Genomic DNA, 22,365 nt, shown 5'->3' on the forward strand with positions numbered 1-22,365 from the left:
GCTGATCCTGTTCTTCCTCTCCCTATAATCTACTGGTGAAGCGGCTTGCCTCTCTCGTCACTCTTGCCAAGTTCGCCACCACTGATCCTGTTCTTCCTCTCGCTATAGCGGCACTGCCCCGCCGCTGCGCAGGGGATGGTAGGCCAGGGCCACGAGCCGACACTCCCCGCTGACCACCTCCAGACCCAGCGGTCGCCCCGCCGGCGTGGCGAGGCTCAGCTGGGTGATGGCCAGGCGTCCGTCGTCGAGCAGCAGCTCCAGGGAGCCATCGTCCAGCAGCCATTCCAGGGTCAGCGTTTCCCCCGTGAGCCGGCCCACCGCCAGGTCATGGGGAAAGTGGGCATCGAACTCGGCCACGCCGTTCTCGCCCCGGCGACGATGGCGCACCCGGATGCCGTCGCCGTCGTGGGCGAGCTCCAGGAGCTGGTGCCCGTCCTGCTGCAGGTCCAGCAGCACCCGGCTGCCGGCGTCCAGGCCCAGTGTCATCCGGCCATGGGCGAGGCGTGTCCCGGCGTTCAGCAGCTCATGGCGACCGGGACCGAACGCGGCCTGGCCGGAGGCGATGTCGAGGGGCTCGGCCGCCCGCGCCCGCCACTCCCGGGCGAAGGCCTGGCGCAGCCGCACCCCTTCGGGGGTGGCGACGAGGCCCAGCTCGCGGGGAAAGCTCATGGCGCCCCGCCAGCCCGACTCCGGGACCTGGTTGGCGTAGAGCCAGTTATTGAGCCAGGCGATGGCCAGGCGCCGGCCATCCGTCGCGGGCATGTCCGACCAGCTCTGCACGGCATAGAAGTCGCGCCCCTCGTCCATCATCAGCACCGTCTCGGCCGGGTGATCGTTATGGAAGCGCTCGCCGTCGAAGTGGCCGACGAAATACTGGGTGAAGGAGCCGAAGGGCTCCTCGGCGCTGGCGCCGATCCCCACCACCAGCACCCAGCGGGTCGCGGGCTCCCCGGGGGCCTGCCCCTCGACGGGCAGTTCGAAGAGGTCCGGGCACTCCCAGGGGTGCGCGGTATGGGCGCCCTGCCCGTCGCCGAACTCGCTGGCCAGGGTCCAGTCGAGCAGGTTGGTGGAGACGTAGAAGCGGATCGCCTGGCCGCAGGCCAGGGCCATCACCCAGCGACCGCTGGCGGCGTGCCAGAGCACCTTGGGGTCGCGAAAGTCCCGTGGCCCGGGACTCGCCAGGATCGGGTTGCCCGGGTACTTCTGCCAGCTGCGCCCGCGGTCACGGCTGTAGGCCAGGCACTGGGCCTGGACATAGGTCGGCCGTCCCGGTTCCCCGGGGTCGCCGGGCGGCTCCCGGTGCTCGGTATAGAAGGCCAGCAGCCCCGGCTCGCCATCGAACAGGCCACTGGTGTCATGCCGGTCGACGATGGCGCTGCCCGAGAAGCACATGCCGGCCGCATCGGGATGGAGCGCCACGGGCAGGTGTTCCCAGCGGCACAGGTCGCGGCTCACCGCATGCCCCCAGTGCATGGGCCCCCAGACCCGCGCCTGGGGATGGTACTGGTAGAAGAGGTGGTACTCCCCCTCGAAGACCACCAGGCCATTGGGGTCGTTCATCCACCCCTCGGGCGGGGTGAAGTGCAGGCCGGGACGCGCCGGGGCGACGGCATCCGCCGGCACGCCGGCGGCGGAGTCGGGTGCGTTCATGGTGATTCCTTGGGTGGGGATCGATGAATGGGCGACGCCTCGGGCACGGGAGCGCCGGTGCCCAGGCAAGAAGCCCGCGTCCGAGGACGCGGGCAAAGATCGAAACGGCAAGCGTGGCCTGGGGTCTGGCCTCCCGGCTTAGAACCAGACTTCGGTCTGCACGCCGAAGCTCCACTGGCCGCCGGTAAAGCCATCCTCGCCGAAGCTGCCACCGAAGCCGTTCAGCTCGCTATCCCAGTCGGTATAGGAGGCGAAGGCCCGGATCTCGGGGCGCTGCCAGAATCCCCCCACCTGGGGCTTGAAGGTCGGCGCGATGGTCAGCTTGCCCCAGTTGCCGCTGACGGCATTGCCGCCCTCGCCCTGGTCGAGGTCCATGTACTGGTAGCTGCCCTCGTACTGCATCTCGAAGTTCTCGGTCAGCTCGTTGGCCAGGCGCAGGTTGAGGGTCGCCCAGTCGTAGCGATCGCCGGAGGCGAGGCGATCCCGGCTGGTCTCGGCGAGCAGCGCCGGGGCGATGCGCCAGTTGGACGTCAGGTAGGTGGTGCCGTAGACGCCGAGGCGGGTCGCGGTGGCATCGTCGGTCAGGGTGCCGTTGCTGCCCAGCCCCTTGACCTCGGCGCCCAGGCCCTGGCCGTGCAGCAAGGCGACCTTGAAGTTGCCCTCCCCCAGGCCGAAGAAGCTGTCGCCATGGTAGGCCACCATGGTTTGGAAGCCGCTGTCGGCGGCGGTCTGGCCGGCGCCGATATCACGTTCGTCGTTGTCGGCGGCGGAGATGCCGTTGACCATCCACTGCCAGTTGCCGAAATAGTTGTTGGCGGTGAGGATCAGGCTATCGGTGCTGCCCTCGTCACCCGGGTGCTCGGGGCTCACCGGGAAGTCGCTGAAGCTGCGCCCATAGAGCGAGAAGTTGGCGCGCCAGCTGTCGGCCAGCTGGACATCGTAGATGCCCGCCCCGGTGCCGGCCAGGAAGACGAAGTCGGTGTCGAGCCAGTGGATATCGAAGTTGTCGCGATCGAAGCGCTTGCCCGCCCAGATCGAGGCGTTCTCGAAGGCGCCGGTGAAGCTCGGCAGATCGCTGAACTCGGCATAGACCTGGCGCACGTTGAGGTTGGAGTCGTCGTCCCAGTCGTTGCTGGTGGTGGTGCCGCTGGCCAGCATGGTGCGGTAATGGGCCCGGGCACCGTTGTCGAACTGCATGCGGTAGTTGAGGATCGCCTCCGCATAGGTATCGGACTCGTTACCCAACCGACCCACGGCGCCTCCCACGGAGCCCGCCGGGGTCACATAGGGCCCACCCGGGATGCTCTTGCGATCCTCGCCCAGCAGCAGCCCGGAGCGGGCATAGGCATTGAAGGAGAAGCCCTCTTCCCCGCTGGCCCGGCGCTCGACCCGGGCCAGGCGCTCCTCCACCTCCTCGGCGGACAGGCGGCCCTCGGCCTGGGCTTCGGCGAGCTCGGCGCGCCGTTCGGCGGCATTGGCGCGCTGCTCGGCGGCGGCAATGCGCGCCTCGAGATCGGCCAGGCGCTGATCGAGATCGGTCGACTGGGCGCCGGCGGTGCCGGCCAGGGCCAGCCCGGCGGCGGTGATGGCGATGGCCAGCGGGGTCTTGAACAGGGTGGTGTTCATGGTGATGGGGTCCCTTGTTGTTATGGAGTGGCTCGGGGTGGTCCCGGCCTGAGCCGGTCCGCCGTCTCGGCATCGCTACCGAGTGGCCCACCCGATGACCTTGCCTGCTCCGTCGTGCCCGAGAGGCGATCCGTCTCGGTCGATAGCGATCTGTATCGATTCAGTCCGGTGAGGCACGGGATGCCCCGCAACCGAAGCCGGGCAGAAGAGTCAGGCCGGGTCAGGTCGAAACTTAATCGTTTAAGCTCGATCCCTCAACCACGGCGGCGAAGAATGCAACCAAAGTCTAACGACAGGCGACGCATCGCGAACGCCTCGGAAAAACGTGGCGTTTCCTGGGTTGCCAGGTAAGAAGGCGCTCATGTCTGCACCAGGGCGCACCGGGGAAGCGGACGGCGTGCTTCGACAAAAGTCTAGGTTGATGGAGCCACGCCCTTGGTCTTAACTAACGCCACGACTTAATCGTTTAAGACCACCCTTCGATAACAACAACCGCGAGGATGCCCCATGCTCAAGACTCCCCTGCTCGCCGCCATTGCCCTGGGCTCCGCCGCCCTGGCCGGGACCGGCCAGGCCCAGGCCGCCGACCTGACGATATCCTGCGGTGCCGTGGGCGCCGAGCTGACCCTCTGCCAGGAGGGAATTCGCGCCTGGGAGCAGCAGACCGGCCATAGTGTCGATGTGGTTTCCACCCCCAACTCCTCCACCGAGCGCCTGTCGCTCTACCAGCAGATCCTCTCCGCCAACTCCAGCGATATCGATATCTTCCAGATCGACGTCATCTGGCCGGGCCTGCTGGGCAGTCACCTGCTCGACCTGCGCGAGGTGCTGGGGGAGACCGCGGGCGAGGGCCACTTCCCGGCCATTGTCGAGAACAACACCGTGGATGGCCGCCTGGTGGCCATGCCCTGGTTCACCGACGCCGGGGTGCTCTACTACCGCGCCGACCTGCTCGAGCAGTACGGCCACGAGGCACCCGAGACCTGGGAACAGCTGACCGAGATCGCCCGCGACATCCAGGACGCCGAACGGGCGGCGGGCAACGAGCGCATGCACGGCTTCGTCTTCCAGGGCCGCGCCTACGAGGGCCTGACCGTCAACGCCCTGGAATGGGTGGCCAGCCACGGCGGCGGCAGCCTGGTGGAGCACGACGGCGAGATCAGCATCAACAACGAGCGCGCCGCGGCGGCCCTGGACCTGGCGGCCGGCTGGGTGGGCGAAATCGCTCCCAGCGGGGTGCTCAACTACACCGAGGAGGAGGCACGCGGCGTCTTCCAGGGCGGCAATGCGGTCTTTATGCGCAACTGGCCCTATGCCTGGTCCCTGGCCCAGAGCGACGGCAGCGAAGTGCGCGGCAAGGTGGGCGTGACCCAGCTGCCGGCGGGCGATGGCGGTCACAGCGCGGCCGGCCTGGGTGGCTGGAACCTGGCGGTCTCCCGCTACAGCGACAACCCCGAACTCGCCGCCGAGCTGGTGGCCTTCCTCACCGGCTTCGAGGAGCAGAAACGTCGCGCCATCGAAGGTGCCTACAACCCCACCCTGGCGGCCCTCTACGAGGACGCGGAAGTGCTCGAGGCGGTGCCCTTCTTCGGCGAGCTCTACGACACCTTCGTCAACGCCGTGGCGCGCCCCTCGGCGGTCACCGGCGATGCCTACGGCCGGGTCAGCAACGCCTTCTTCAGCGCCACCCACGACGTGCTCTCCGGCAGCCGCAGCGGCGAGCAGGCGGTGGCCGACCTCGAGCGCGACCTGTCCCGCGTCAAGCGCCGCAACTGGTAACCCGGGAGCCCTCCCATGAGTACGACCCTAGACGATAGCGCGCCCACCGCGGCGCGCCCCCCGGCCAAGGCCTACCGCAGCACCAAGGTGCGCCGCCAGCGAGTCAAGGCCGCCTGGACCTTCCTGGCGCCGATGCTGGTGGCCCTGGCCCTGGTGGCCGGCTGGCCGCTCGCGCGCACCTTCTACTTCAGTTTCACCGACGCCTCCCTCTCCGACCTCAGCAACGTCTTCTTCGTCGGCCTGGAGAACTACCTGGTCCACGACGACGGCCAGTGGTACGGCGTGCTCGCCGACCCCATCTGGTGGCGGTCGGTATGGAACACCTTCTACTTCGCCATCGTCTCGGTGTCACTGGAGGTGGTGTTCGGGGTGATCGTGGCGCTGATCCTCAATGCCCAATTCAAGGGCCGCACCTTCGTGCGCGCCGCGGTGCTGATTCCCTGGGCCATTCCCACCATCGTCTCGGCACAGATGTGGGCCTGGATGCTCAACGACCAGTTCGGGATCATCAACGAGCTGCTGATGGCACTGCGCCTTATCGCCGAGCCCATCGCCTGGACCGCCGACGCCAGCTACTCCATGTGGGCGGTGATCATGGTCGACGTCTGGAAGACCACCCCCTTCGTCGCCCTGCTGGCGCTGGCCGCCATGCAGATGCTGCCCAAGGACTGCTACGAGGCCGCCGAGGTCGACGGCATCCATCCGGTTAAGGTGTTCTTCAAGGTCACCCTGCCGCTGATCACCCCAGCGCTGATGGTGGCGGTGATCTTCCGCCTGCTCGACGCCCTGCGGGTGTTCGACGTCATCTATGTGCTGACCTCCAACTCCACCAGCACCATGTCGATGTCGATCTACGCCCGCCAGCAGCTGGTGGAGTTCCAGGACGTGGGCTACGGCAGCGCCGCCTCGACCCTGCTGTTCCTGATCATCGCCCTGGCCACCATCGCCTATCTCTACCTGGGCCGTAAGCGTCTCAACCTGGGAGGTGACGCATGACCTCACGCCAGTTCAACAAGCTCGCCACCCGTGTCGGCTTCTGGGTCCTGGTGGCCTTCGTGGTGGTCGTCGCGGTGTTCCCCTTCTATTACGCCGTCATCACCTCCCTCAAGCCGTCCAGCGACCTCTTCCGAGTCGAGCTGTGGCCCAGCACCTGGAGCCTGGCCAACTACGTCCAGGTATTCACCCAGCGCAGCTTTATCCAGGCGATCTTCAACTCCATCCTGATCGCCACCAGCGTGGTGTTCATCGCCCTGCTGCTCGGCATCACCGCCTCCTACGCCCTGGGCCGGGTCCGTTTCCGCGGCCGCTCCACGGTGCTGCTGGTGATCCTCGGCGTCTCCATGTTCCCCCAGGTGGCGGTGCTCTCGGGGCTGTTCGAGGTGATCCGCGCGCTGAATCTCTACAACAACCCGGGCGGCCTGATCCTCAGCTACACCATCTTCACCCTGCCCTTCACCGTCTGGGTGCTGACCACCTTCATGAAGCAGCTGCCCATGGAACTGGAGGAGGCGGCGATCATGGACGGCGCCACCCCCTGGGTGACCATCACCAAGGTGTTCCTGCCGCTGATGTGGCCCGCCATGGCGACCACCGGGCTGCTGGCCTTTATCGCCGCCTGGAACGAGTTCCTCTTCGCCCTGACCTTCACCCTCACCGACAGCCAGCGCACCGTGCCGGTGGCCATCGCCCTGCTCTCCGGCGGCAGCGCCTACGAGCTGCCTTGGGGCCCGATCATGGCCGCCTCGGTGGTGGTCACCGTGCCCCTGGTGATCCTGGTGATCATCTTCCAGCGGCGCATCGTCTCCGGCCTCACCGCCGGCGCGGTCAAGGGGTAAGCCTCTCATGTCATTCACGGAATCCAAGATGCAAGACAACACCCTCTGGTGGCGCGGCGGCGTCATCTACCAGATCTACCCGCGCAGCTTCATGGACGCCAATGGTGATGGGATTGGTGACCTGGCCGGTATCACCGACAAGCTCGACTATGTGGCGAGCCTCGGCGTCGACGGCATCTGGCTGTCGCCCTTCTTCACCTCGCCGATGCTCGACTTCGGCTACGACGTCAGCGACTACCGCGACGTCGACCCGATGTTCGGCACCCTGGATGACTTCAAGGCGCTGCTGGCGAAGGCCCATTCGCTGGGCCTCAAGGTGATGATCGACCAGGTGATCAGCCACACCTCCGAGGCGCACCCCTGGTTCCAGGAGAGCCGCGCCGATCGCCACAATGCCAAGGCCGACTGGTACGTCTGGGCCGACCCCAAGCCCGACGGCACCCCGCCCAACAACTGGCTGTCGATCTTCGGCGGCGCCGCCTGGACCTTCGACTCGCGCCGGCGCCAGTACTACCTGCACAACTTCCTGACCAGCCAGCCGGACCTCAACTTCCACCATCCGGAGGTGCGTCAGGCACAGCTCGACAACATGCGCTTCTGGCTGGAGCTCGGCGTCGACGGCTTCCGCCTGGATACCGTCAACTTCTACTTCCACGATGCGAAGCTGCGCGACAACCCGCCGGTGCCCGCCGGCGAGGCCAAGACCCTGGGCGCCCCGGACGCCAACCCCTACACCTGGCAGCGCCACGTCTATGACCTGAGCCGCCCGGAGAACCTCGATTTCCTGCGCGAGCTGCGTGCGCTGATGGACGAGTTCCCCGGCACCACCACGGTGGGCGAGATCGGCGACGACAACCCCCTCGAGCGCATGGCCGAATACACCGCGGGCGGCGACAAGCTGCACATGGCCTACACCTTCGACCTGCTCAACACCCCCCGCTCGGCGGCCTATCTCCGCGAGGTGCTGGAGCGCTTCCAGCGCCTGGCCGGCGATGCCTGGCCCTGCTGGGCGCTCTCCAACCACGACGTGGTGAGAAGCGCCACCCGCTGGGGGGCCGACGAGGACCCGGTCGCCTACCCCAAGGCGACCCTGGCGATGCTCTTCTCGCTGCGCGGCAGCGTCTGCCTCTACCAGGGCGAGGAGCTGGGCCTGATGGAAGCCGAGGTGCCCTTCGAGCGCATCCAGGACCCCTACGGCAAGGTGCTGTGGCCGGAATTCAAGGGCCGCGACGGCTGTCGTACCCCCCTGCCCTGGAGCGATGCCGAGAATGGCGGCTTCAGCGCCGAGGGCGTGACGCCCTGGCTGCCGGTGGAGGCCCGCCAGCTGCCGCTGGCCGTGTCGCGACAGCAGGACGACCCGGCTTCGCTGCTCAACGCCACCCGCCGCCTGCTGGCCTTCCGCCGTGCCCACCCGGCGCTGGTCGACGGCGACCTGAGCCTGGTGGACGTTGGCGACGACCTGCTGGGCTTCGTCCGCGAGACGGGCGACGAGCGCCTCCTCTGCGTCGTCAACCTCACCGGCCAGGCCCGCGAGACCCGGCTACCAATGGCGGTACAGGCCCCCCTCGAGGGCCACGGCTTTACCCATGAGCGCGATGGCGACACCCTGCGCCTGCCGCCCTACCAGGCCGCCTGGTTCGCCCTCTGAGCCACACTGATAACAGCACGCATCACAGTATTCATAACAACAGGCCGGCCCGGACGAGACCCTTCATCACCCAGCCACCACCGGGCCGGCAAGGAGACACCCCATGGCAAGCGTCACCCTCGACAAGGTCAACAAGGTCTTCGGCAGCACCCATATCATCAAGGACGTCGACCTCGACATCGGCAACGGCGAGTTCGTGGTCTTCGTCGGCCCCTCCGGCTGCGGCAAGTCGACCCTGCTGCGGTTGATCGCCGGGCTGGAGTCGATCAGCGACGGCGAGCTCTCCATCGGCGACACCGTGGTCAACGAGCTGCCGCCCCGGGAGCGCGGCGTGGGCATGGTCTTCCAGTCCTATGCGCTCTACCCGCATATGACGGTCTACGAGAACATGGCCTTCGGCCTCAAGCTGGCCAAGACCGCCAAGGAGACGGTCCACGAGCGGGTGATGGCCACGGCGCGCATCCTGCAGCTCGAGGAGCTCCTCGAGCGCAAGCCCAAGGCGCTCTCCGGCGGCCAGCGCCAGCGGGTGGCCATGGGCCGCGCCATGGCCCGGGAACCGCGCATCCTGCTGTTCGACGAGCCGCTCTCCAACCTGGACGCCTCCCTGCGCGTGCAGATGCGCAACGAGATCGCCCGCCTGCATCATCGCCTGGGCTCCACCATGATCTACGTCACCCACGACCAGGTGGAGGCCATGACCCTGGCCGACAAGATCGTGGTACTCAACGCCGGCCGGGTCGAGCAGGTGGGCAGCCCCCACGAGCTCTACCAGCGCCCGGCCACCAAGTTCGTGGCCGGTTTCATCGGCTCGCCGACCATGAACTTCCTGCCCGCGACGCTGGCCGCCGGTGGCCCCGAGGGGTGCCGGGTACATAGCCCCGGCCTCCATGAGCTGGCCCTGCCCCAGGACACCACGGATCATGCCGCCGGTGCCGCCCTGACCCTGGGCGTGCGCCCCGAGCACCTGCGCCTGACCGAGGCCAGCGGCGACAACGCCTTCGAGATCGTCAACGTCGAGTACCTGGGCAACGAGGTCTATGTCTACCTGGAGCCCAAGGCCGGCGAGACCCTGCTGATCCACCGCAGCGAGGCACCGAGCCCCTGGCGAGTCGGCCAGAAGGTGGCCCTGGTACCGGATCCCGAGCATGTCCATCTGTTCGACGGCCAGGACCGGGCACTGGGCGTCGCGACCGCCCGGGCCGTGGCCTGACGCCTCCCCGCCCCCACCGCCGGTGATCTTGCCTGGCCCCGTCGCGATGACGCCGCCGCCCCCGACGCCACGAATCACCGTCCCCAAACAATGACAACCAGGGGCCCCACTCATGCTCTCCTTCACTCGCACTCCCCTCGCCCGCCCTCTCCTGCTCGGTACCCTGCTGGCCGGCGGCCTGACCCTTGCCGCCGCCCAGGCCCAGGCCCAGGCCGCCAGGATCACCATCGCCTGCGGCGACGGCGGCGCCGCCGACTTCTGTCCGGTGCTCGCCGAGCAGTGGGCCGCGGAGACCGGCCACGAGGTGGCCGTGGTCACCACGCCCCAGTCCGGTACCGAGAAGCTCTCCCTCTACCAGCAGCTGCTCGGCAGCCAGTCCGGCGATATCGACGTGCTGATGATCGACACCGTCTGGCCCGGCCTGCTCGCCCCCCATCTGGTGGACCTCGCCGAGTACCTGCCCGAGGACGCCACCGCGGGCTTCTTCCCGGCGATGATCGCCAACAACACCGTGGACGACCGCCTGCTGGCCCTGCCCTGGTTCACCGACGCCGGCCTGCTCTACTACCGCACGGACCTGCTGGAGCAGTACGGCCACGAAGTGCCCGAGACCTGGGAGGCGCTGACCGAGATCGCCCGGGAGATCCAGAACGCCGAACGCGCGGCGGGCAACGAGCGCATGCACGGTTTCGTCTTCCAGGGGCGCGCCTACGAGGGCCTGACCACCAATGCCCTGGAGTGGATCGCCAGCTACGGCGGCGGCACCCTCGTCGATGACGAGGGCAACGTCACCGTCAACAACCCCCGGGCCGCCGAGGCCCTGACCCTGGCCGCCACCTGGATCGGCGACATCGCCCCATCGGGCGTGCGCAACTACATGGAGGAGGAGGCCCGTGGGGTCTTCCAGTCCGGCAACGCCGTGTTCATGCGCAACTGGCCCTATGCCTGGGCCCTGGGCCAGGCCGAAGGCACCGCCATCCAGGGCAAGTTCGGCGCCGCGCCGCTGCCCCGCGGCCCGGAGGGCGAGTCGGTGGCCACCCTGGGCGGCTGGAGCTGGGCGGTCTCCCGCTACTCCGCCAACCCGGAGGTCGCCGCCGACCTGGTGGCCTACCTGACCGGCGAGGCCCAGCAGAAGGCCCACGCCATCCGCTTCGGCATGAACCCCACCCGGGAAGCGCTCTACCGGGATGCGGAGGTGCTCGAGGCCCAGCCCTTTATCGGCGAGCTCTACGATACCCTGGTGGGCGGCGTGCCTCGCCCGGCCAACGTCACCGCCGAGAACTACCCGCGGGTCTCCAACGCCTTCTTCAATCGCGTCCACGACGTGCTCTCCGGCGACCTCACCGCGGAGCAGGCCCTCGACCAGCTCGAGCGGGAACTCAATCGCATGAGCCGGCGTGGCTGGTAGCCTCACCGTCCGCGTCGCGGCCATCACACTCAGGCCCTCTGGCGGTCCGCTCCTCGAGGGACTATGATAGCGAGCTAACTGAATCGATCCAGATGGCGAAGGAAACGCGCGTGCCCACTCCCCGTCGCATCACCCTCAAGGACCTGGCCCGGGAGCTTGGCGTCTCCACGGCGACCGTCTCCAACGCCTTCAATCGCCCGGACCAGCTGTCGCCGGCCCTGCGCGAGCGCATCCTCGGCGAGGCCAAGCGCCTCGGCTACCGCGGGCCCGATGCCAAGGCACGCAGCCTGCGCACCGGACGCTCGCGGATCATCGCGGTGATCCTCGCCGAGAGCCTCACCTACAGCCTCAACGATGCCGTGGCCAGCGAGCTGCTCTCCGGGGTCGCCGAGGTGCTCGACGCCCAGGGCCATACCCTGCTGCTGCTCTCCGCCCGGCAGATGCAGAGCGAGCTGCCCGGCGCCGCCAGCATGGCGGATGGCTACATCGTCTACGGCCTGATGCCCAGCGAGACCCTGCTGGAGAGCCTGCCCCCCCAGGCCCCCCTGGTGGCGGTGGACTTCGACGTCACCGGGCGCCCCTCGCTGCATGTGGACGACGAGCCGGCCTGCCACCTCATCGCCCGCCATGCCCTGGCGTCGCGGCCCCGGCGGCCGGGCATCATCAACCTGCGCCTGACCGCCGAGCCCTGCAACGGCCCCATCGTCCCCGGTCAGCGGCTGCTCGGCGCCGAGCAGACCATCACCCGCTCGCGACTCCTGGGCTTCCATCGGGCCCTGGACGAGGCGGGCCATGACCCGGCGGTGGTGCCCATGTGGAATATCGAGGAGAACACCTTCGAGGTCTCGGCCCCGGTGATCGAGGCGATCCTCGACCTGCCCGACACCGAGCGCCCCGACCTGCTGTTGTGCATGTCGGATCGCATCGCCCTGACCGCCCTGACCCTGGCCGAGGAGCGTGGCCTGCGGGTGCCCGAGGACCTGCGCCTGACCGGCTTCGATGGCATCGCCGAGGGCCAGTACCGGGCCCCGCGCCTGACCACGGTGCGCCAGGACAGCGTCGAGAAGGGCCGCCAGGCGGCGCGCATGATCCTCGGCCTGGAGGCGCCCCGGTCGCGCACCCTCGCCACCGAGCTGTGGCTGGGCGACAGCTGCCCCTGAGCGGTTACAGGCGACGACTCTCCGCCTCGTTCTGAAGGACTTGCAAATTCCCTGCATAATGGCTGACCAAAGCGTGCACCTCCGGATGGCATACTGCGCCGTCCTCTCGTCCCTGGAGACGCCTCGATGCGGCTGCCCCGTTTCCTGCTATCGCGCCTCGGCTTCAAGCTCTTCGCGGTGATCCTGGTGGTCAACGTGGCCACCTCGGCGCTGCTCTTCGTGGGCGTCTCCCGCAGCCTCGACCGGGGCTTTATCGACTACCTGGAGACCACCCAGGCCAACCGCGCCCGCCAACTGGCCGAGGCCCTGGGCGAGGAGTGGCAGCGCCGCGGCGACTGGCAGTGGCTGCGCGAGACCCACTGGGCCTGGTATCGCCTGGTGCGCCAGCAACTGGTCGCCGGCAATGACGACCCCCGCGGCCTGGAACGCCGCCTGGGCAATGCCCGGGACTTCGTGCTCAACGACGCCCAGGGCCTGCCGGTGATCGGCCTGCAGCAGCATCCGGACGAGGAAGAAGCCCCGGAGCTGGTCTGGCTACCCATCGAGAGCGGTGGCGAGAAGGTCGGTTCCCTGGGCTACCGGCGCCCCGAGTCGCTGATGGCGCGCATGGATCATGTGTTCCTGGAACGCCAGCAGCGCAACCTGGGCATTATCGTCGCCTCCCTGGTGGTGGCCTCGCTGCTGCTCGCCGGCGGCCTCTCCTGGTGGCTGGGGCGGCGCACCGGCGGCATGGCCCTGGCCACCCGGCGCCTCACCGAGGGCGACTACAGCATGCGCCTGAGCGAGCGCGGCCACGACGAGCTGGCCCGCCTGGCCCACGACTTCAATGTGCTGGCGGCGACCCTGGAGGCCAACCGCCAGGCCCGCAGCCGCTGGGTCTCGGATATCGCCCACGAGCTGCGCACCCCCCTGGCGGTGCTGCATGGCGAGATCGAGGCGATGCAGGACGGCATTCGCCCCCTCGACGAAGCCAGCCTGCACTCCCTGGCCCAGGAGGTGGCACAGCTGGAGCGCCTGGTGACCGACCTGCGCCTGCTGGCCCAGAGCGATGCCGGCGCCCTGGAGGCCTCCCTGGCCCCCCTGGACCTGAGCGAGGCCCTGGCCGGCCGGCTGGAGGAAGCCCAGGGCTGGCTGGCCGACCATGGCCTGAGCCTGGAGACCGAGATCCCGGGACCGGCGCCGATCCGCGGCGACATGCAGCGCCTGCGCCAGCTGTGGAATAACCTGCTCGACAACAGCTGCGCCTACACCGAGGCTCCGGGCCGGCTGCGAGTGAGACTGAGCCAGACCACCGAGCGGGTCCGGGTCACCTGGGAGGACAGCGCCCCCGGGGTGCCCGAGGCGGCCCTGCCGCGGCTCACCGAACGCCTCTATCGGGTCGAAGGCTCTCGCAATCGGGCCAGCGGCGGCAGCGGCCTGGGGCTCTCCATCGCCAAGGCCCTGGTCACCACCCATGGCGGGCAGATGCACGCCTCCCCCTCGCCGCTGGGTGGATTATGCTGGACAATCGAGTTCCCCCGCCTCACGGAGGAGACCCGCTAAGCCATGTCTGACGGAGAAGACGCCATGCGCCTCAACGACACCATCCTGGTGGTGGAAGACGAGCCGAAGATCGCCCAACTGGTGGGCGACTACCTGGCCGGCAACGGCTTCGCCTGGCACCACCTTGCCCATGGTGACGCCGTGGTCCCCTGGCTGGGCGAACAGACCCCGAGCCTGGTGCTGCTCGACCTGATGCTGCCCGGCACCGATGGCCTGACCCTGTGCCGGGAGATTCGCGCTCGCTGGCCCGCGCTTCCGGTGATCATGCTCACCGCCCGGGTCGAGGAGGTGGATCGCCTGCTGGGCCTGGAGCTTGGCGCCGACGACTATATCTGCAAGCCCTTCAGCCCCCGGGAGGTGGTGGCACGCATCAAGGCGGTGCTGCGCCGCAGCCAGGCCCTGGAGGCGCCCCCGGCGGATAACGGCCTGAGCCTCGACGACGAGGGTTGGCGGGCCCTGGCCGATGGCCACGACCTGGAGCTGACCGCGGTGGAATTCCAGTTGCTCAAGGTGATGATGCAGGCCCCCGGGCGCATCTTCTCCCGGGACCAGTTGATGGACCATATGTACCGGGACCACCGGGTGGTCTCGGAGCGCACCGTGGACAGCCATATCAAGAAGCTGCGCAAGAAGATCGCCGATGTATGGCCGGAGCGGGAGATCATCCGCTCGGTCTATGGCGTCGGCTATAAATACCAGCCGGAGGAGTAGTTCGCCGGACTGTTGGTGACGGCCCAAGGGGCGCTGGGGGCAGGTCGAAGCGGAGCTCATTCTTCAAGGATGAAGAATGGAGCGCCCAGGGACGGGTTCACAGCGTCTTCGCGGGGGTCCGGCCTTCCGGGTGCCTGCCCCCAGAGTAGCCCCGCGCCAAAACCGATAGCTTGAGAAACGAAATAAGATCATCGCTTCCCCGAAGCTTGCACCCTCCCTGCACAAGCGGCGACGACACTCTAGGCATCGACACACCGCAAAGGAGCCTTTCGATGCCGATCACCCGCAAGCTGCTGATGCCCGCCCTGCTCTCCCTGGCCATCGCCCCCCTGTCGCTGACCGCCCTGGCCGATGGCCACCGCGGCGGCTCTCACGCTGGCCCTTATGACGGCGGCCCCCGCGCAGAGACCCTGCTGGAACGCCTCGACCTGGACGCCGAGACCCGCGCCGCCCTCGAAGCGACCCGTGATGCCCATCGTCAGGCCTATCGGGAACTGCGCGAGCAGGACTTCGACGACCGCGAGACGCGTCGCGAGGCCTACCGGGCGCTCCACGCCGAGCACCGCGCCGAGCTGGATGAGCTGCTCGACGAGGAGCAGCGCCAGGCCCTCGCCGAGGCCCGCCAGGAGCACCGCGAGGCCCGCCGTGCCGCCATGCAGACGCGCCTGGACGCGGTGATCGACGGCTGGGAACTCTCCGCGGAGCAGCATGAGGCCCTGAACACGACACGCGAGGCCATTGCCAGCGACCTGGCCGAGTTCCGCGACCGGGAGTTCGACAACCGGGAGGCGCGCCGCGAGGCGATGGCCGAACTGCGCGACGCTCACCATGCCGACCTCGCCGAGATCCTCGACGAGGCCCAGCTCGACGAACTCAAGGAGGCCCTGCGCCCGAGCCGCGGCGACCACCACGGCAAGGGCCGCGACCGTCACCGCCACCAGGGCGATTGATCCCGGCCTCACCCCACAGCACGCTCCGACACCCGGCCACCGCCGGGTGTCGTCGTTTTCACGGCCACTCCACGCTCTCTCCTCGACCCCGGGTTGAAGATCCCTCGAGAAGTGCGTATTTTATTTGAACGGGCAATTAATAAAAATCCATTATGCATTAGCGATTGCCGGTCGCCTCGTCGACCGCGCCAGGGAAGCCCAATGGCTCCCTCACTTGCCCCGATGCGACGTTTATCGCGTGTCTTGTATCCCGTTGCGACCCCGGCCGACCCAGAGGCAGGCAAGACGATGAGATCACCGCTATTTTAATTGTGCGTTCAATCAAAATAACGACGATCCCATCCCCCTGCGCCCGGCCCACGGGGCGAGACACAACATCAATAACTCAGGGAGTCCCCCATGAATCAAGACAACCTGCGACGAGACCGGCTCAACCCCGCCGTCTTCCACGGCTCGGTGGCCGGTATCCTGGTCTTCCTCGTCCTGACCATGACCTTCACCGACCAGGCCGGCGCCTTCTTCGACGCCGCCCTGGCCTGGGTCAACGAAACCTTCGGCTGGTACTACATGCTGGCGGTGGTGGCCTACCTGGTCTTCGTGATCCTGATCGGCTGCTCGCGCTTCGGCAGCATCCGCCTGGGCCCCGACCATGCCCGGCCGGAGTTCTCGCTGCTCTCCTGGTCGGCGATGCTGTTCGCCGCCGGCATCGGCATCGACCTGCTGTTCTTCAGCGTCGCCGAGCCGGTGGCCCACTACCTGGCGCCGCCGGACATGACCCCGGAGAGCCAGGAGGCGATGCGCGCCGCCGTGGTCCAGACCTTCATGCACTGGGGCCTCTCCGGCTGGGGCCTCTATGTGCTGATGGGCATGGCCCTGGCCTACTTCAGCTACCGCCACCGTTTGCCCCTGGCGATTCGCAGCGCCCTCTACCCGCTGCTGGGCAAGCGCATCTATGGCCCCATCGGCCATGCGGTGGACATCACCGCGGTGATCTCCACGGTGTTCGGCATCGCCACCAGCCTCGGCATCGGGGTGATGCAGCTCAACTACGGCCTCAACTACATGTTCGACGTGCCGGAGAGCCTCTCGGTGCAGGTGATCCTGATCGCCCTGGTGGTGATCATGGCCACCATCTCGGTGGTCAGCGGCGTGGAGAAGGGCATCCGCCGTCTCTCCGAGTTCAATATGCTGCTGGCCCTCGCGCTGCTGCTCTTCGTGCTCTTCCAGGGCCACACCCTGCAACTGCTCGACAAGCTGGTGAACAACGCCGGCGACTACTTCGCCGGCTTCGTGGCCAAGAGCTTCGACACCTACGCCTTCGCCGGCGAGGAAGCCAGCGAGTGGAAGATGTGGTGGACCGTCTTCTTCTGGGGCTGGTGGATCGCCTGGACCCCCTTCGTCGGCCTCTTCCTGGCGCGCATCTCCCGCGGGCGCACCATCCGCGAATTCGTCGCCGGAGCCCTCGGCATCCCGCTGGCCTTCATGATGGTGTGGATGTCGGTGTTCGGTAACAGCGGCATCGAGCTAGTGGCCCAGGGCGCCGTGGAGCTGGGCGAGCAGGCCCTCTCTACCCCCCAGACCACCATGTACACCCTGCTGGAGTCCTACCCCTGGGTCGGCCTGACCGCCGCCGTGGTCACCATCCTGGGCATCGTCTTCTTCGTCACCTCGGCGGACTCCGGGGCCCTGGTGATGGCCAACTTCACCTCCATCCTCTCCGACGTCAACCACGACGCCCCGGTGCGCCTGCGCATCTTCTGGTCGGCGGTGATCGGCCTGGTGACCGTGGCCCTGCTGATGGCCGGCGGCCTGGCGGCGCTGCAGAGCGCCGTGGTGGTCACCGCCCTGCCCTTCTCGCTGGTGATCTTCGCCATCATGGCGGGCCTCTACCGGGCCCTGCGCATGGAGGGCGACAAGGCCGACGCCCGGCGCCGCATCGCCGGCACCGCCCCCGGTGGCGACTGGCGCGAGCGCCTCGACCGGGCCCTGGACACCTCCACCCGGGCCGGCGCCGCCGCCACCATCGAGCACGCCATTCGTCCGGCCCTGACCCAGTTCGCCGAGGAGCTCACGAACCGCGGCCAGAGCGCCAGCGTCAGCGAGGAGCAGGTCGAGGGTGAGCCCTTGCCGCGGCTCACCCTGCAGGTGGACTTCGAGGAGGCCCAGAGCTTCGTCTACCAGATCCGTCCCCACCGCATGCGAGCGCCCAGCTTCCTGCCGGCGGATGACGACTACTACCTGCGCCTGGATGTCTATCTGGCCGAGGGTGGCCTGGGCCAGGACCTCAACGGCCATACCCGTGGCCAGGTGATCAGCGACGTGCTGGCCGAGTACGAGCGCCACCTGGAGTTCCTGGCCCTGTCCCGCGCCGACAGCGCCAATGTCCACGCCATGCCCGGCGCCGTCGGGGACCTCCCCGAGCAGGCCCCGGAGACCTGAGCCGGTATTCCACCCCGGTCCTGACAGCGGCTCCCCATCGGGGAGCCGCTGTCGTTTCCTGACGATCGTCGACTTGTGGCAGTGCAACAGGCGGGAGTAACGTGATCGCCCGATCCTGCCCCTCGACGGAGTCGACCATGTCCCGTCCCCAAGCTTCGCCCCGCTATCGGCTCCCCTTGCCCGGCAGCGCCCTGGTCGCCGCCTGGCGGCAGGGCTATGGCCTCGCCGAGCTGCGCCGTGACCTGCTGGCCGGCCTGACCATCGGCATCGTCGCCGTGCCGCTCTCCATGGCCCTGGCCATCGCCACCGGCGTGCCGCCCCAGCACGGCCTCTACACCGCCATCGTCGCCGGCGCGATCATCGCCCTGACCGGCGGCTCCCGCTTCAACATCTCCGGCCCCACCGCGGCCTTCGTGGTCATCCTCTTCCCCATCGTCGCCAGTCACGGCCTGGGGGGCCTGCTGATCGCCACCCTGATGGCGGGACTGATCCTGGTGGCCCTGGGCCTGGCCCGGCTCGGCAACCTGATCCAGTTCGTTCCTTACCCGGTGGTGCTCGGCTTCACCGCCGGCATCGCCGTGGTGATCGCCCTGCTGCAGCTCCCCGACTTCCTCGGCCTGGCCGATGTCGAGCTCGGCGACAGCACCCTGCACAACCTGGCCGCCATTATCCGTGCCCTGCCGGGCGTGGCGCCGGCCGAGCTCGGCGTCGGGCTGGTGACGCTGGCCAGCCTGATCCTCTGGCCAAGACTGAAGCTGCCGATCCCCGCGCCCCTGGTCGGCCTGGCGGTCGGTACCCTGGCGGCACTGGCCATGGTGCCGCTGGGCGTGGAGATCGACACCATCGCCTCGCGCTTCCGTTGGGAATTCCAGGGCCAGAGCGGCAGCGGGATTCCTCCCTTCGCCCCCGCCCTGCTGCTGCCCTGGCAGCTGCCCGGCCCCGATGGCCTGCCGCTCCGGGTGGACTTCGCCCTGATCCGCGAGCTGCTCGGCCCGGCGCTGGCCATCGCCATGCTGGCCGCCATCGAGTCGCTGCTCTGCGCGGTGGTCGCCGACGGCCTGACCCGCACCCGTCACGATCCCAATGCCGAACTGATCGGCCAGGGGCTCGGCAACCTGGCGGTGCCCTTCTTCGGCGGCATCACCGCCACCGCCGCCCTGGCCCGTACCGCCACCAATATCCGCAGCGGCGCCGTCTCGCCACTGGCCGCGGTGGTTCACGCCCTGGTGGTGCTGCTGGCGGTGGTGGCCCTGGCCGGCGTGCTCGGCCAGGTGCCCATGGCGGCCCTGGCGGCCCTGCTGTTCGTCATCGCCTGGAACATGAGCGAGGCGCGGCACTTCATGCATACCCTGCGGAGCGCTTCCGGCAGCGACGTGGCCATCCTCGTGATCTGCTTCGGGCTTACGGTCATCGTCGACATGGTGCTGGCGGTGGCGGTGGGTATCGGCCTGGCGGCCGCGCTCTTTATCCGCCGCATGGCCCACCTCACCGAGGCCCGGCGGCTGCGGGCCGACGAACACGAGGCACCTCCCGGGCTACCAAGGGAGGTCGCCCTCTACGACATCAAGGGCCCGCTGTTCTTCGGGGCCGCCGAGAAGGCCCTCGCCTCGTTGCGGGTGGTCGACCCGGAAGTGCGCGTGGTGATGGTCGACATGCGCCACGTGCCGAGCCTCGATGCCACCGCCATCGTCGCCCTGCAGTCGCTGGTGGAGGAGCTGCGCTCCCGGGGCGTCAGGCTGATCCTGGTCGGGCTCCCCGCCCGCCTCGCCTTGAAGCTGAAGCGGGCCGGGCTGCGCCGCGAGGCCGGCCGCCTGGCCATGGTCGCCCACCAGGCCCAGGCAGTACGGCTGGCCGAGCGCTGGCTGACCGCACCGGGCAACTGAGCGAGCCGCCCCAAGCATGCCCGGCGCAGCGGGCAACCCGGGTTAGAGCGCCCGCGCCCCGACAACGACGACGGCGGCCTCGAGGCCACCGTCGTCGTTGTCGAGGGCTGTACTGGCACATCAGCCAGTCAGGGGTAGCGCTTACGGGGAAGCCACCGTGGTGGGCTCGCCTTCCGCGGCGACGAAGACCACCAGCACCTTGGCGTCACTATCCGTCATATTGAAGAGTTGATGGTCCCGATTGAGCGCTTCGATATAGGCCTCTCCGGCGCCGTAGGTGTAGGGATCCCCCCCCTCGGTGCGTAGCTCGACCTCGCCCTCGAGAACATAGACGAAGACAGGCACCGGATGCTGGTGCAGGGGCGTGCGTCCGCCGGGCTCGATGGTGCCGATCACCGAGACGATCTCCGCCGTGCCCTGGGGCCAGGCGATCGGGTCGCCATCGCGGGTGGTGGTGGTCTTCAGGACCGGCTCGGTCTCGAAACCGGCCGGCAGGGCAGTGTCCTGGGCCAGGGCGGTGCCGATAGGCAGGGCGATGACCAGGCCCAGGGTCAGTGCCGACGTCTTGACAATGGTTTTCATGGGAGTCTCCTCTCTCGGAAAGCGCTTAGGCCTTGATGGCCAGCAGCGAAATGCTCTTCACGCCATAGGTCTCGCTGGCGCCCCGCGCCGAGTCGGTCAGGAAGCGGTACTCGGGGTGCTCGCGAAATGCCTGGATCTCGAGCCCCGCCGCTTCGATGGCCGCCCGGTAGTCGTCCTGCTGGCTGGCGCCACCAATGCAGGCGGCCCACAGGGTGGCATTGCAGGTCACCCCCTCGGGCAGCGGCGCCTCGGTGACGATATCCGCCAGCGCCAGGCGGCCGCCGGGCCGGAGCACCCGCGCCGCCTCGGCGAAGACCCGGGGCTTGTCCGCCGACAGGTTGATCACGCCGTTACTGATCACCACCTCGACGCTGGCATCGGCGAAGGGCGGAGCCTCGATATAGCCGGCATGGAACTCGACATTGGTGAAACCGCCCTGCCGCGCCAGGCGGGAGGCCTTCTCGCGCTGGGCCGCGGTCATGTCGAGCCCCAGCACTCGCCCCCGTGGGCCGGTGGCCAGGGCGGCCAGTAGGCTGTCCATGCCGGAGCCACTGCCCAGGTCGAGCACCGTCTCGCCGGGGCGAATCGCCGCCAGGTCGAGGAAGTGGCCGACCCCGGCGAAGGAGTCGATGGCCGCGGCGGGAATGCGGTCGAGGGCCCGGGGGTCATAGCCCAGGCGTTCGGCCAGGGCGCGCCCCATCTCGAAGTGAAAGTCGCTCTCCGGGGTCTCGGCGACCTCCCGGTACATCGCCTTGACCCGGGATTCGAGTTCGCCCCGATCCACTGCGGTTGGCGTCGTGATGGCCATGGTTGCTCTCCTCTTGTGTGGATTCACGACATGGCGAGCATGCCGTGGAACCAAGGACGCACCCCGTCGTCCCAGGGTTCCCGTGCTCGCCACGGGAACCCTCCGCCGTGTTGCCGCGTCCTGGCGAGGCACTCGACTTGCCGCCCCGGCAAGCCTGGCCCAGGCTCAGAGGTGCCCCATGTCCCTTGCCAGTTCCTGTGTGGTTACCGCCCAGGGCGGCTCGACCGGCCGCCACGAGGCACAGCGAGAAGGCGCCATGACCTTGCATTCGGCGAGTTCCCCCCGACAGCGCCGCCAGTGGTTCCAGGCGCGACTGGAGGCGGTGATGGATCGCCTCTATGGCCGCGCCCTGCGCCTGACCCGCCACCCGGACGATGCCGAGGATATCGTCGCCGAGACGGTCACCAGGGCCTGGGCGCGCCTCGACGAACTGCGCGACCCGGAGCGCTTCGAAGGCTGGCTCTTCCATATCCTCACCACCACCTTTATCAGCGACTGGCGCCGGCGCCGCTGTCGCCCCCAGGCGGACCTGAGCCTGGACGAGGCCCAGGAAACCTTCTGCCTCTACGAACGCCTGCATCAGCCCTTCCTGCTGTGGTGGGGCAGTGCCGAGGAGCGCTTCTTCAATGGCCTGCTCAAGGAGGAGCTGGAGCGGGCCCTGGACGACCTGGCCGAGGAGTTCCGGCTGGTGATGGTGCTGGTGGAGGTGGAGGGCCACACCTATGCCGAGACCGCCGGGCTGCTGGGCATCCCGGTGGGCACGGTGCGCTCGCGGCTGAGCCGGGCCCGCGGCCAGCTGCAGCATCGCCTCTGGCTGCAGGCCAGGGAGCGTGGCCTGGGTGGGCCCGGGGCCGCGGAGGAGGAGGCGCCATGATGCCGCGAGAGCCGAGCTGCGAGGAAGTGATGGCACGCCTCTTCGACTACCTGGACCGGGAGCTCGAGGCCCCGGACCGGGCGGTGATCGAGCGCCACCTGGCGCGCTGCCACGCCTGCTTCGGGCGCGTCGAATTTGAGCGCCGCCTGCGGGCGCGCCTCGACGAGGCCATGGCCTCCCGGGCGCCGCCGCGGCTCAGGCGGCGCCTGGAGCGCCTGCTGGATGAGCTGGAATCCTCCCACCCCGATAGCTAAGGAGTC

18 protein-coding genes are annotated in these 22,365 nt (G+C 68.6%); 14 read left to right on the top strand and 4 right to left on the bottom strand.

What is annotated here, in order from left to right:
* Positions 1-102: 102 nt before the first annotated feature.
* Together IHD13_RS10520 and IHD13_RS10525 are read right to left on the bottom strand one after the other, a co-directional pair.
* The gene (locus tag IHD13_RS10520) at positions 103-1,650 is read right to left on the bottom strand and encodes a glycoside hydrolase family 32 protein (protein ID WP_195861000.1); all 1,548 of its coding nucleotides are present in this window, start codon (positions 1,648-1,650) and stop codon (positions 103-105) included.
* Positions 1,651-1,788: 138 nt separating this feature from the next.
* The gene (locus IHD13_RS10525) at positions 1,789-3,276 is read right to left on the bottom strand and encodes a carbohydrate porin (RefSeq protein ID WP_195861001.1); all 1,488 of its coding nucleotides are present in this window, start codon (positions 3,274-3,276) and stop codon (positions 1,789-1,791) included.
* 507 nt (positions 3,277-3,783) lie between these two features.
* Between IHD13_RS10525 and IHD13_RS10530 the strand changes: the two genes are divergently transcribed.
* The 12 genes from IHD13_RS10530 to dauA all read left to right on the top strand — a co-directional run bounded on the left by IHD13_RS10530 (position 3,784) and on the right by dauA (position 19,841).
* Positions 3,784-5,055: an ABC transporter substrate-binding protein gene (locus IHD13_RS10530; RefSeq protein ID WP_195861002.1), complete on the top strand. Its 1,272-nt coding sequence runs from the start codon at positions 3,784-3,786 to the stop codon at positions 5,053-5,055.
* A 15-nt stretch (positions 5,056-5,070) separates the two neighbouring features.
* On the top strand, positions 5,071-6,051 hold the full coding sequence (locus IHD13_RS10535) for a carbohydrate ABC transporter permease (RefSeq protein ID WP_195861003.1): 981 nt from the start codon (positions 5,071-5,073) through the stop codon (positions 6,049-6,051).
* On the top strand, positions 6,048-6,890 hold the full coding sequence (locus IHD13_RS10540) for a carbohydrate ABC transporter permease (protein ID WP_195861004.1): 843 nt from the start codon (positions 6,048-6,050) through the stop codon (positions 6,888-6,890). Before IHD13_RS10535 ends, IHD13_RS10540 begins: the two co-directional genes overlap by 4 nt.
* A gap of 28 nt (positions 6,891-6,918) precedes the next feature.
* A complete protein-coding gene (locus IHD13_RS10545; protein ID WP_195861005.1) occupies positions 6,919-8,538 on the top strand; it encodes an alpha-glucosidase family protein in 1,620 nt (539 codons plus the stop codon).
* A 103-nt stretch (positions 8,539-8,641) separates the two neighbouring features.
* Positions 8,642-9,748, top strand: coding sequence for an ABC transporter ATP-binding protein (locus IHD13_RS10550; RefSeq protein WP_195861006.1), 1,107 nt, complete (start codon positions 8,642-8,644; stop codon positions 9,746-9,748).
* 151 nt (positions 9,749-9,899) lie between these two features.
* A complete protein-coding gene (locus IHD13_RS10555) occupies positions 9,900-11,156 on the top strand; it encodes an ABC transporter substrate-binding protein (protein ID WP_195861076.1) in 1,257 nt (418 codons plus the stop codon).
* 110 nt (positions 11,157-11,266) lie between these two features.
* Positions 11,267-12,316 carry a substrate-binding domain-containing protein gene (locus IHD13_RS10560; protein WP_195861007.1) on the top strand — a complete coding sequence of 350 codons (1,050 nt, stop codon included), beginning with the start codon at positions 11,267-11,269 and terminating at the stop codon, positions 12,314-12,316.
* Between the two features lie 126 nt (positions 12,317-12,442).
* Positions 12,443-13,858 (top strand): ATP-binding protein, encoded by a 1,416-nt coding sequence (locus tag IHD13_RS10565; RefSeq protein ID WP_195861008.1) that lies wholly within the window; start codon positions 12,443-12,445, stop codon positions 13,856-13,858.
* 3 nt (positions 13,859-13,861) lie between these two features.
* On the top strand, positions 13,862-14,569 hold the full coding sequence (locus tag IHD13_RS10570) for a response regulator (RefSeq protein ID WP_195861009.1): 708 nt from the start codon (positions 13,862-13,864) through the stop codon (positions 14,567-14,569).
* Positions 14,570-14,841: 272 nt separating this feature from the next.
* On the top strand, positions 14,842-15,519 hold the full coding sequence (locus tag IHD13_RS10575) for a hypothetical protein (RefSeq protein ID WP_195861010.1): 678 nt from the start codon (positions 14,842-14,844) through the stop codon (positions 15,517-15,519).
* 399 nt (positions 15,520-15,918) lie between these two features.
* Positions 15,919-17,958, top strand: a complete 2,040-nt coding sequence (gene betT, locus IHD13_RS10580; protein WP_195861011.1) for a choline BCCT transporter BetT — start codon at positions 15,919-15,921, stop codon at positions 17,956-17,958.
* Between the two features lie 137 nt (positions 17,959-18,095).
* Entirely contained in the window at positions 18,096-19,841 is a 1,746-nt protein-coding gene (gene dauA, locus IHD13_RS10585; RefSeq protein WP_195861012.1) for a C4-dicarboxylic acid transporter DauA, read from the top strand.
* A 141-nt stretch (positions 19,842-19,982) separates the two neighbouring features.
* On the opposite strand, the gene IHD13_RS10590 is transcribed toward dauA, so the two are convergent.
* Positions 19,983-20,423 (bottom strand): cupin domain-containing protein, encoded by a 441-nt coding sequence (locus IHD13_RS10590; RefSeq protein ID WP_195861013.1) that lies wholly within the window; start codon positions 20,421-20,423, stop codon positions 19,983-19,985.
* Between the two features lie 25 nt (positions 20,424-20,448).
* Positions 20,449-21,231 (bottom strand): methyltransferase domain-containing protein, encoded by a 783-nt coding sequence (locus tag IHD13_RS10595; protein WP_195861014.1) that lies wholly within the window; start codon positions 21,229-21,231, stop codon positions 20,449-20,451.
* A gap of 178 nt (positions 21,232-21,409) precedes the next feature.
* On the opposite strand from IHD13_RS10595, the gene IHD13_RS18465 reads away from it, so the two are divergent.
* The gene (locus IHD13_RS18465; protein ID WP_268246230.1) at positions 21,410-22,105 is read left to right on the top strand and encodes a sigma-70 family RNA polymerase sigma factor; all 696 of its coding nucleotides are present in this window, start codon (positions 21,410-21,412) and stop codon (positions 22,103-22,105) included.
* On the top strand, positions 22,102-22,359 hold the full coding sequence (locus tag IHD13_RS10605) for an anti-sigma factor family protein (RefSeq protein ID WP_195861015.1): 258 nt from the start codon (positions 22,102-22,104) through the stop codon (positions 22,357-22,359). Before IHD13_RS18465 ends, IHD13_RS10605 begins: the two co-directional genes overlap by 4 nt.
* Positions 22,360-22,365 lie beyond the last annotated feature (6 nt).

The sequence above is a fragment of the Halomonas sp. 328 genome (genome assembly GCF_015645095.1).
Classification (GTDB): Bacteria; Pseudomonadota; Gammaproteobacteria; order Pseudomonadales; family Halomonadaceae; genus Bisbaumannia.

Coding starts and splice junctions, on each gene's coding strand:
- IHD13_RS10530 (WP_195861002.1), top strand. CDS start 3,784: ATGCTCAAGACTCCCCTGCTCGCCGCCATTGCCCTGGGCTCCGCCGCC.
- IHD13_RS10535 (WP_195861003.1), top strand. CDS start 5,071: ATGAGTACGACCCTAGACGATAGCGCGCCCACCGCGGCGCGCCCCCCG.
- IHD13_RS10540 (WP_195861004.1), top strand. CDS start 6,048: ATGACCTCACGCCAGTTCAACAAGCTCGCCACCCGTGTCGGCTTCTGG.
- IHD13_RS10525 (WP_195861001.1), bottom strand. CDS start 3,276: ATGAACACCACCCTGTTCAAGACCCCGCTGGCCATCGCCATCACCGCC.
- IHD13_RS10570 (WP_195861009.1), top strand. CDS start 13,862: ATGTCTGACGGAGAAGACGCCATGCGCCTCAACGACACCATCCTGGTG.
- IHD13_RS18465 (WP_268246230.1), top strand. CDS start 21,410: ATGTCCCTTGCCAGTTCCTGTGTGGTTACCGCCCAGGGCGGCTCGACC.
- IHD13_RS10550 (WP_195861006.1), top strand. CDS start 8,642: ATGGCAAGCGTCACCCTCGACAAGGTCAACAAGGTCTTCGGCAGCACC.
- IHD13_RS10605 (WP_195861015.1), top strand. CDS start 22,102: ATGATGCCGCGAGAGCCGAGCTGCGAGGAAGTGATGGCACGCCTCTTC.
- IHD13_RS10590 (WP_195861013.1), bottom strand. CDS start 20,423: ATGAAAACCATTGTCAAGACGTCGGCACTGACCCTGGGCCTGGTCATC.
- betT (WP_195861011.1), top strand. CDS start 15,919: ATGAATCAAGACAACCTGCGACGAGACCGGCTCAACCCCGCCGTCTTC.
- IHD13_RS10545 (WP_195861005.1), top strand. CDS start 6,919: ATGCAAGACAACACCCTCTGGTGGCGCGGCGGCGTCATCTACCAGATC.
- IHD13_RS10595 (WP_195861014.1), bottom strand. CDS start 21,231: ATGGCCATCACGACGCCAACCGCAGTGGATCGGGGCGAACTCGAATCC.
- dauA (WP_195861012.1), top strand. CDS start 18,096: ATGTCCCGTCCCCAAGCTTCGCCCCGCTATCGGCTCCCCTTGCCCGGC.
- IHD13_RS10575 (WP_195861010.1), top strand. CDS start 14,842: ATGCCGATCACCCGCAAGCTGCTGATGCCCGCCCTGCTCTCCCTGGCC.
- IHD13_RS10520 (WP_195861000.1), bottom strand. CDS start 1,650: ATGAACGCACCCGACTCCGCCGCCGGCGTGCCGGCGGATGCCGTCGCC.
- IHD13_RS10565 (WP_195861008.1), top strand. CDS start 12,443: ATGCGGCTGCCCCGTTTCCTGCTATCGCGCCTCGGCTTCAAGCTCTTC.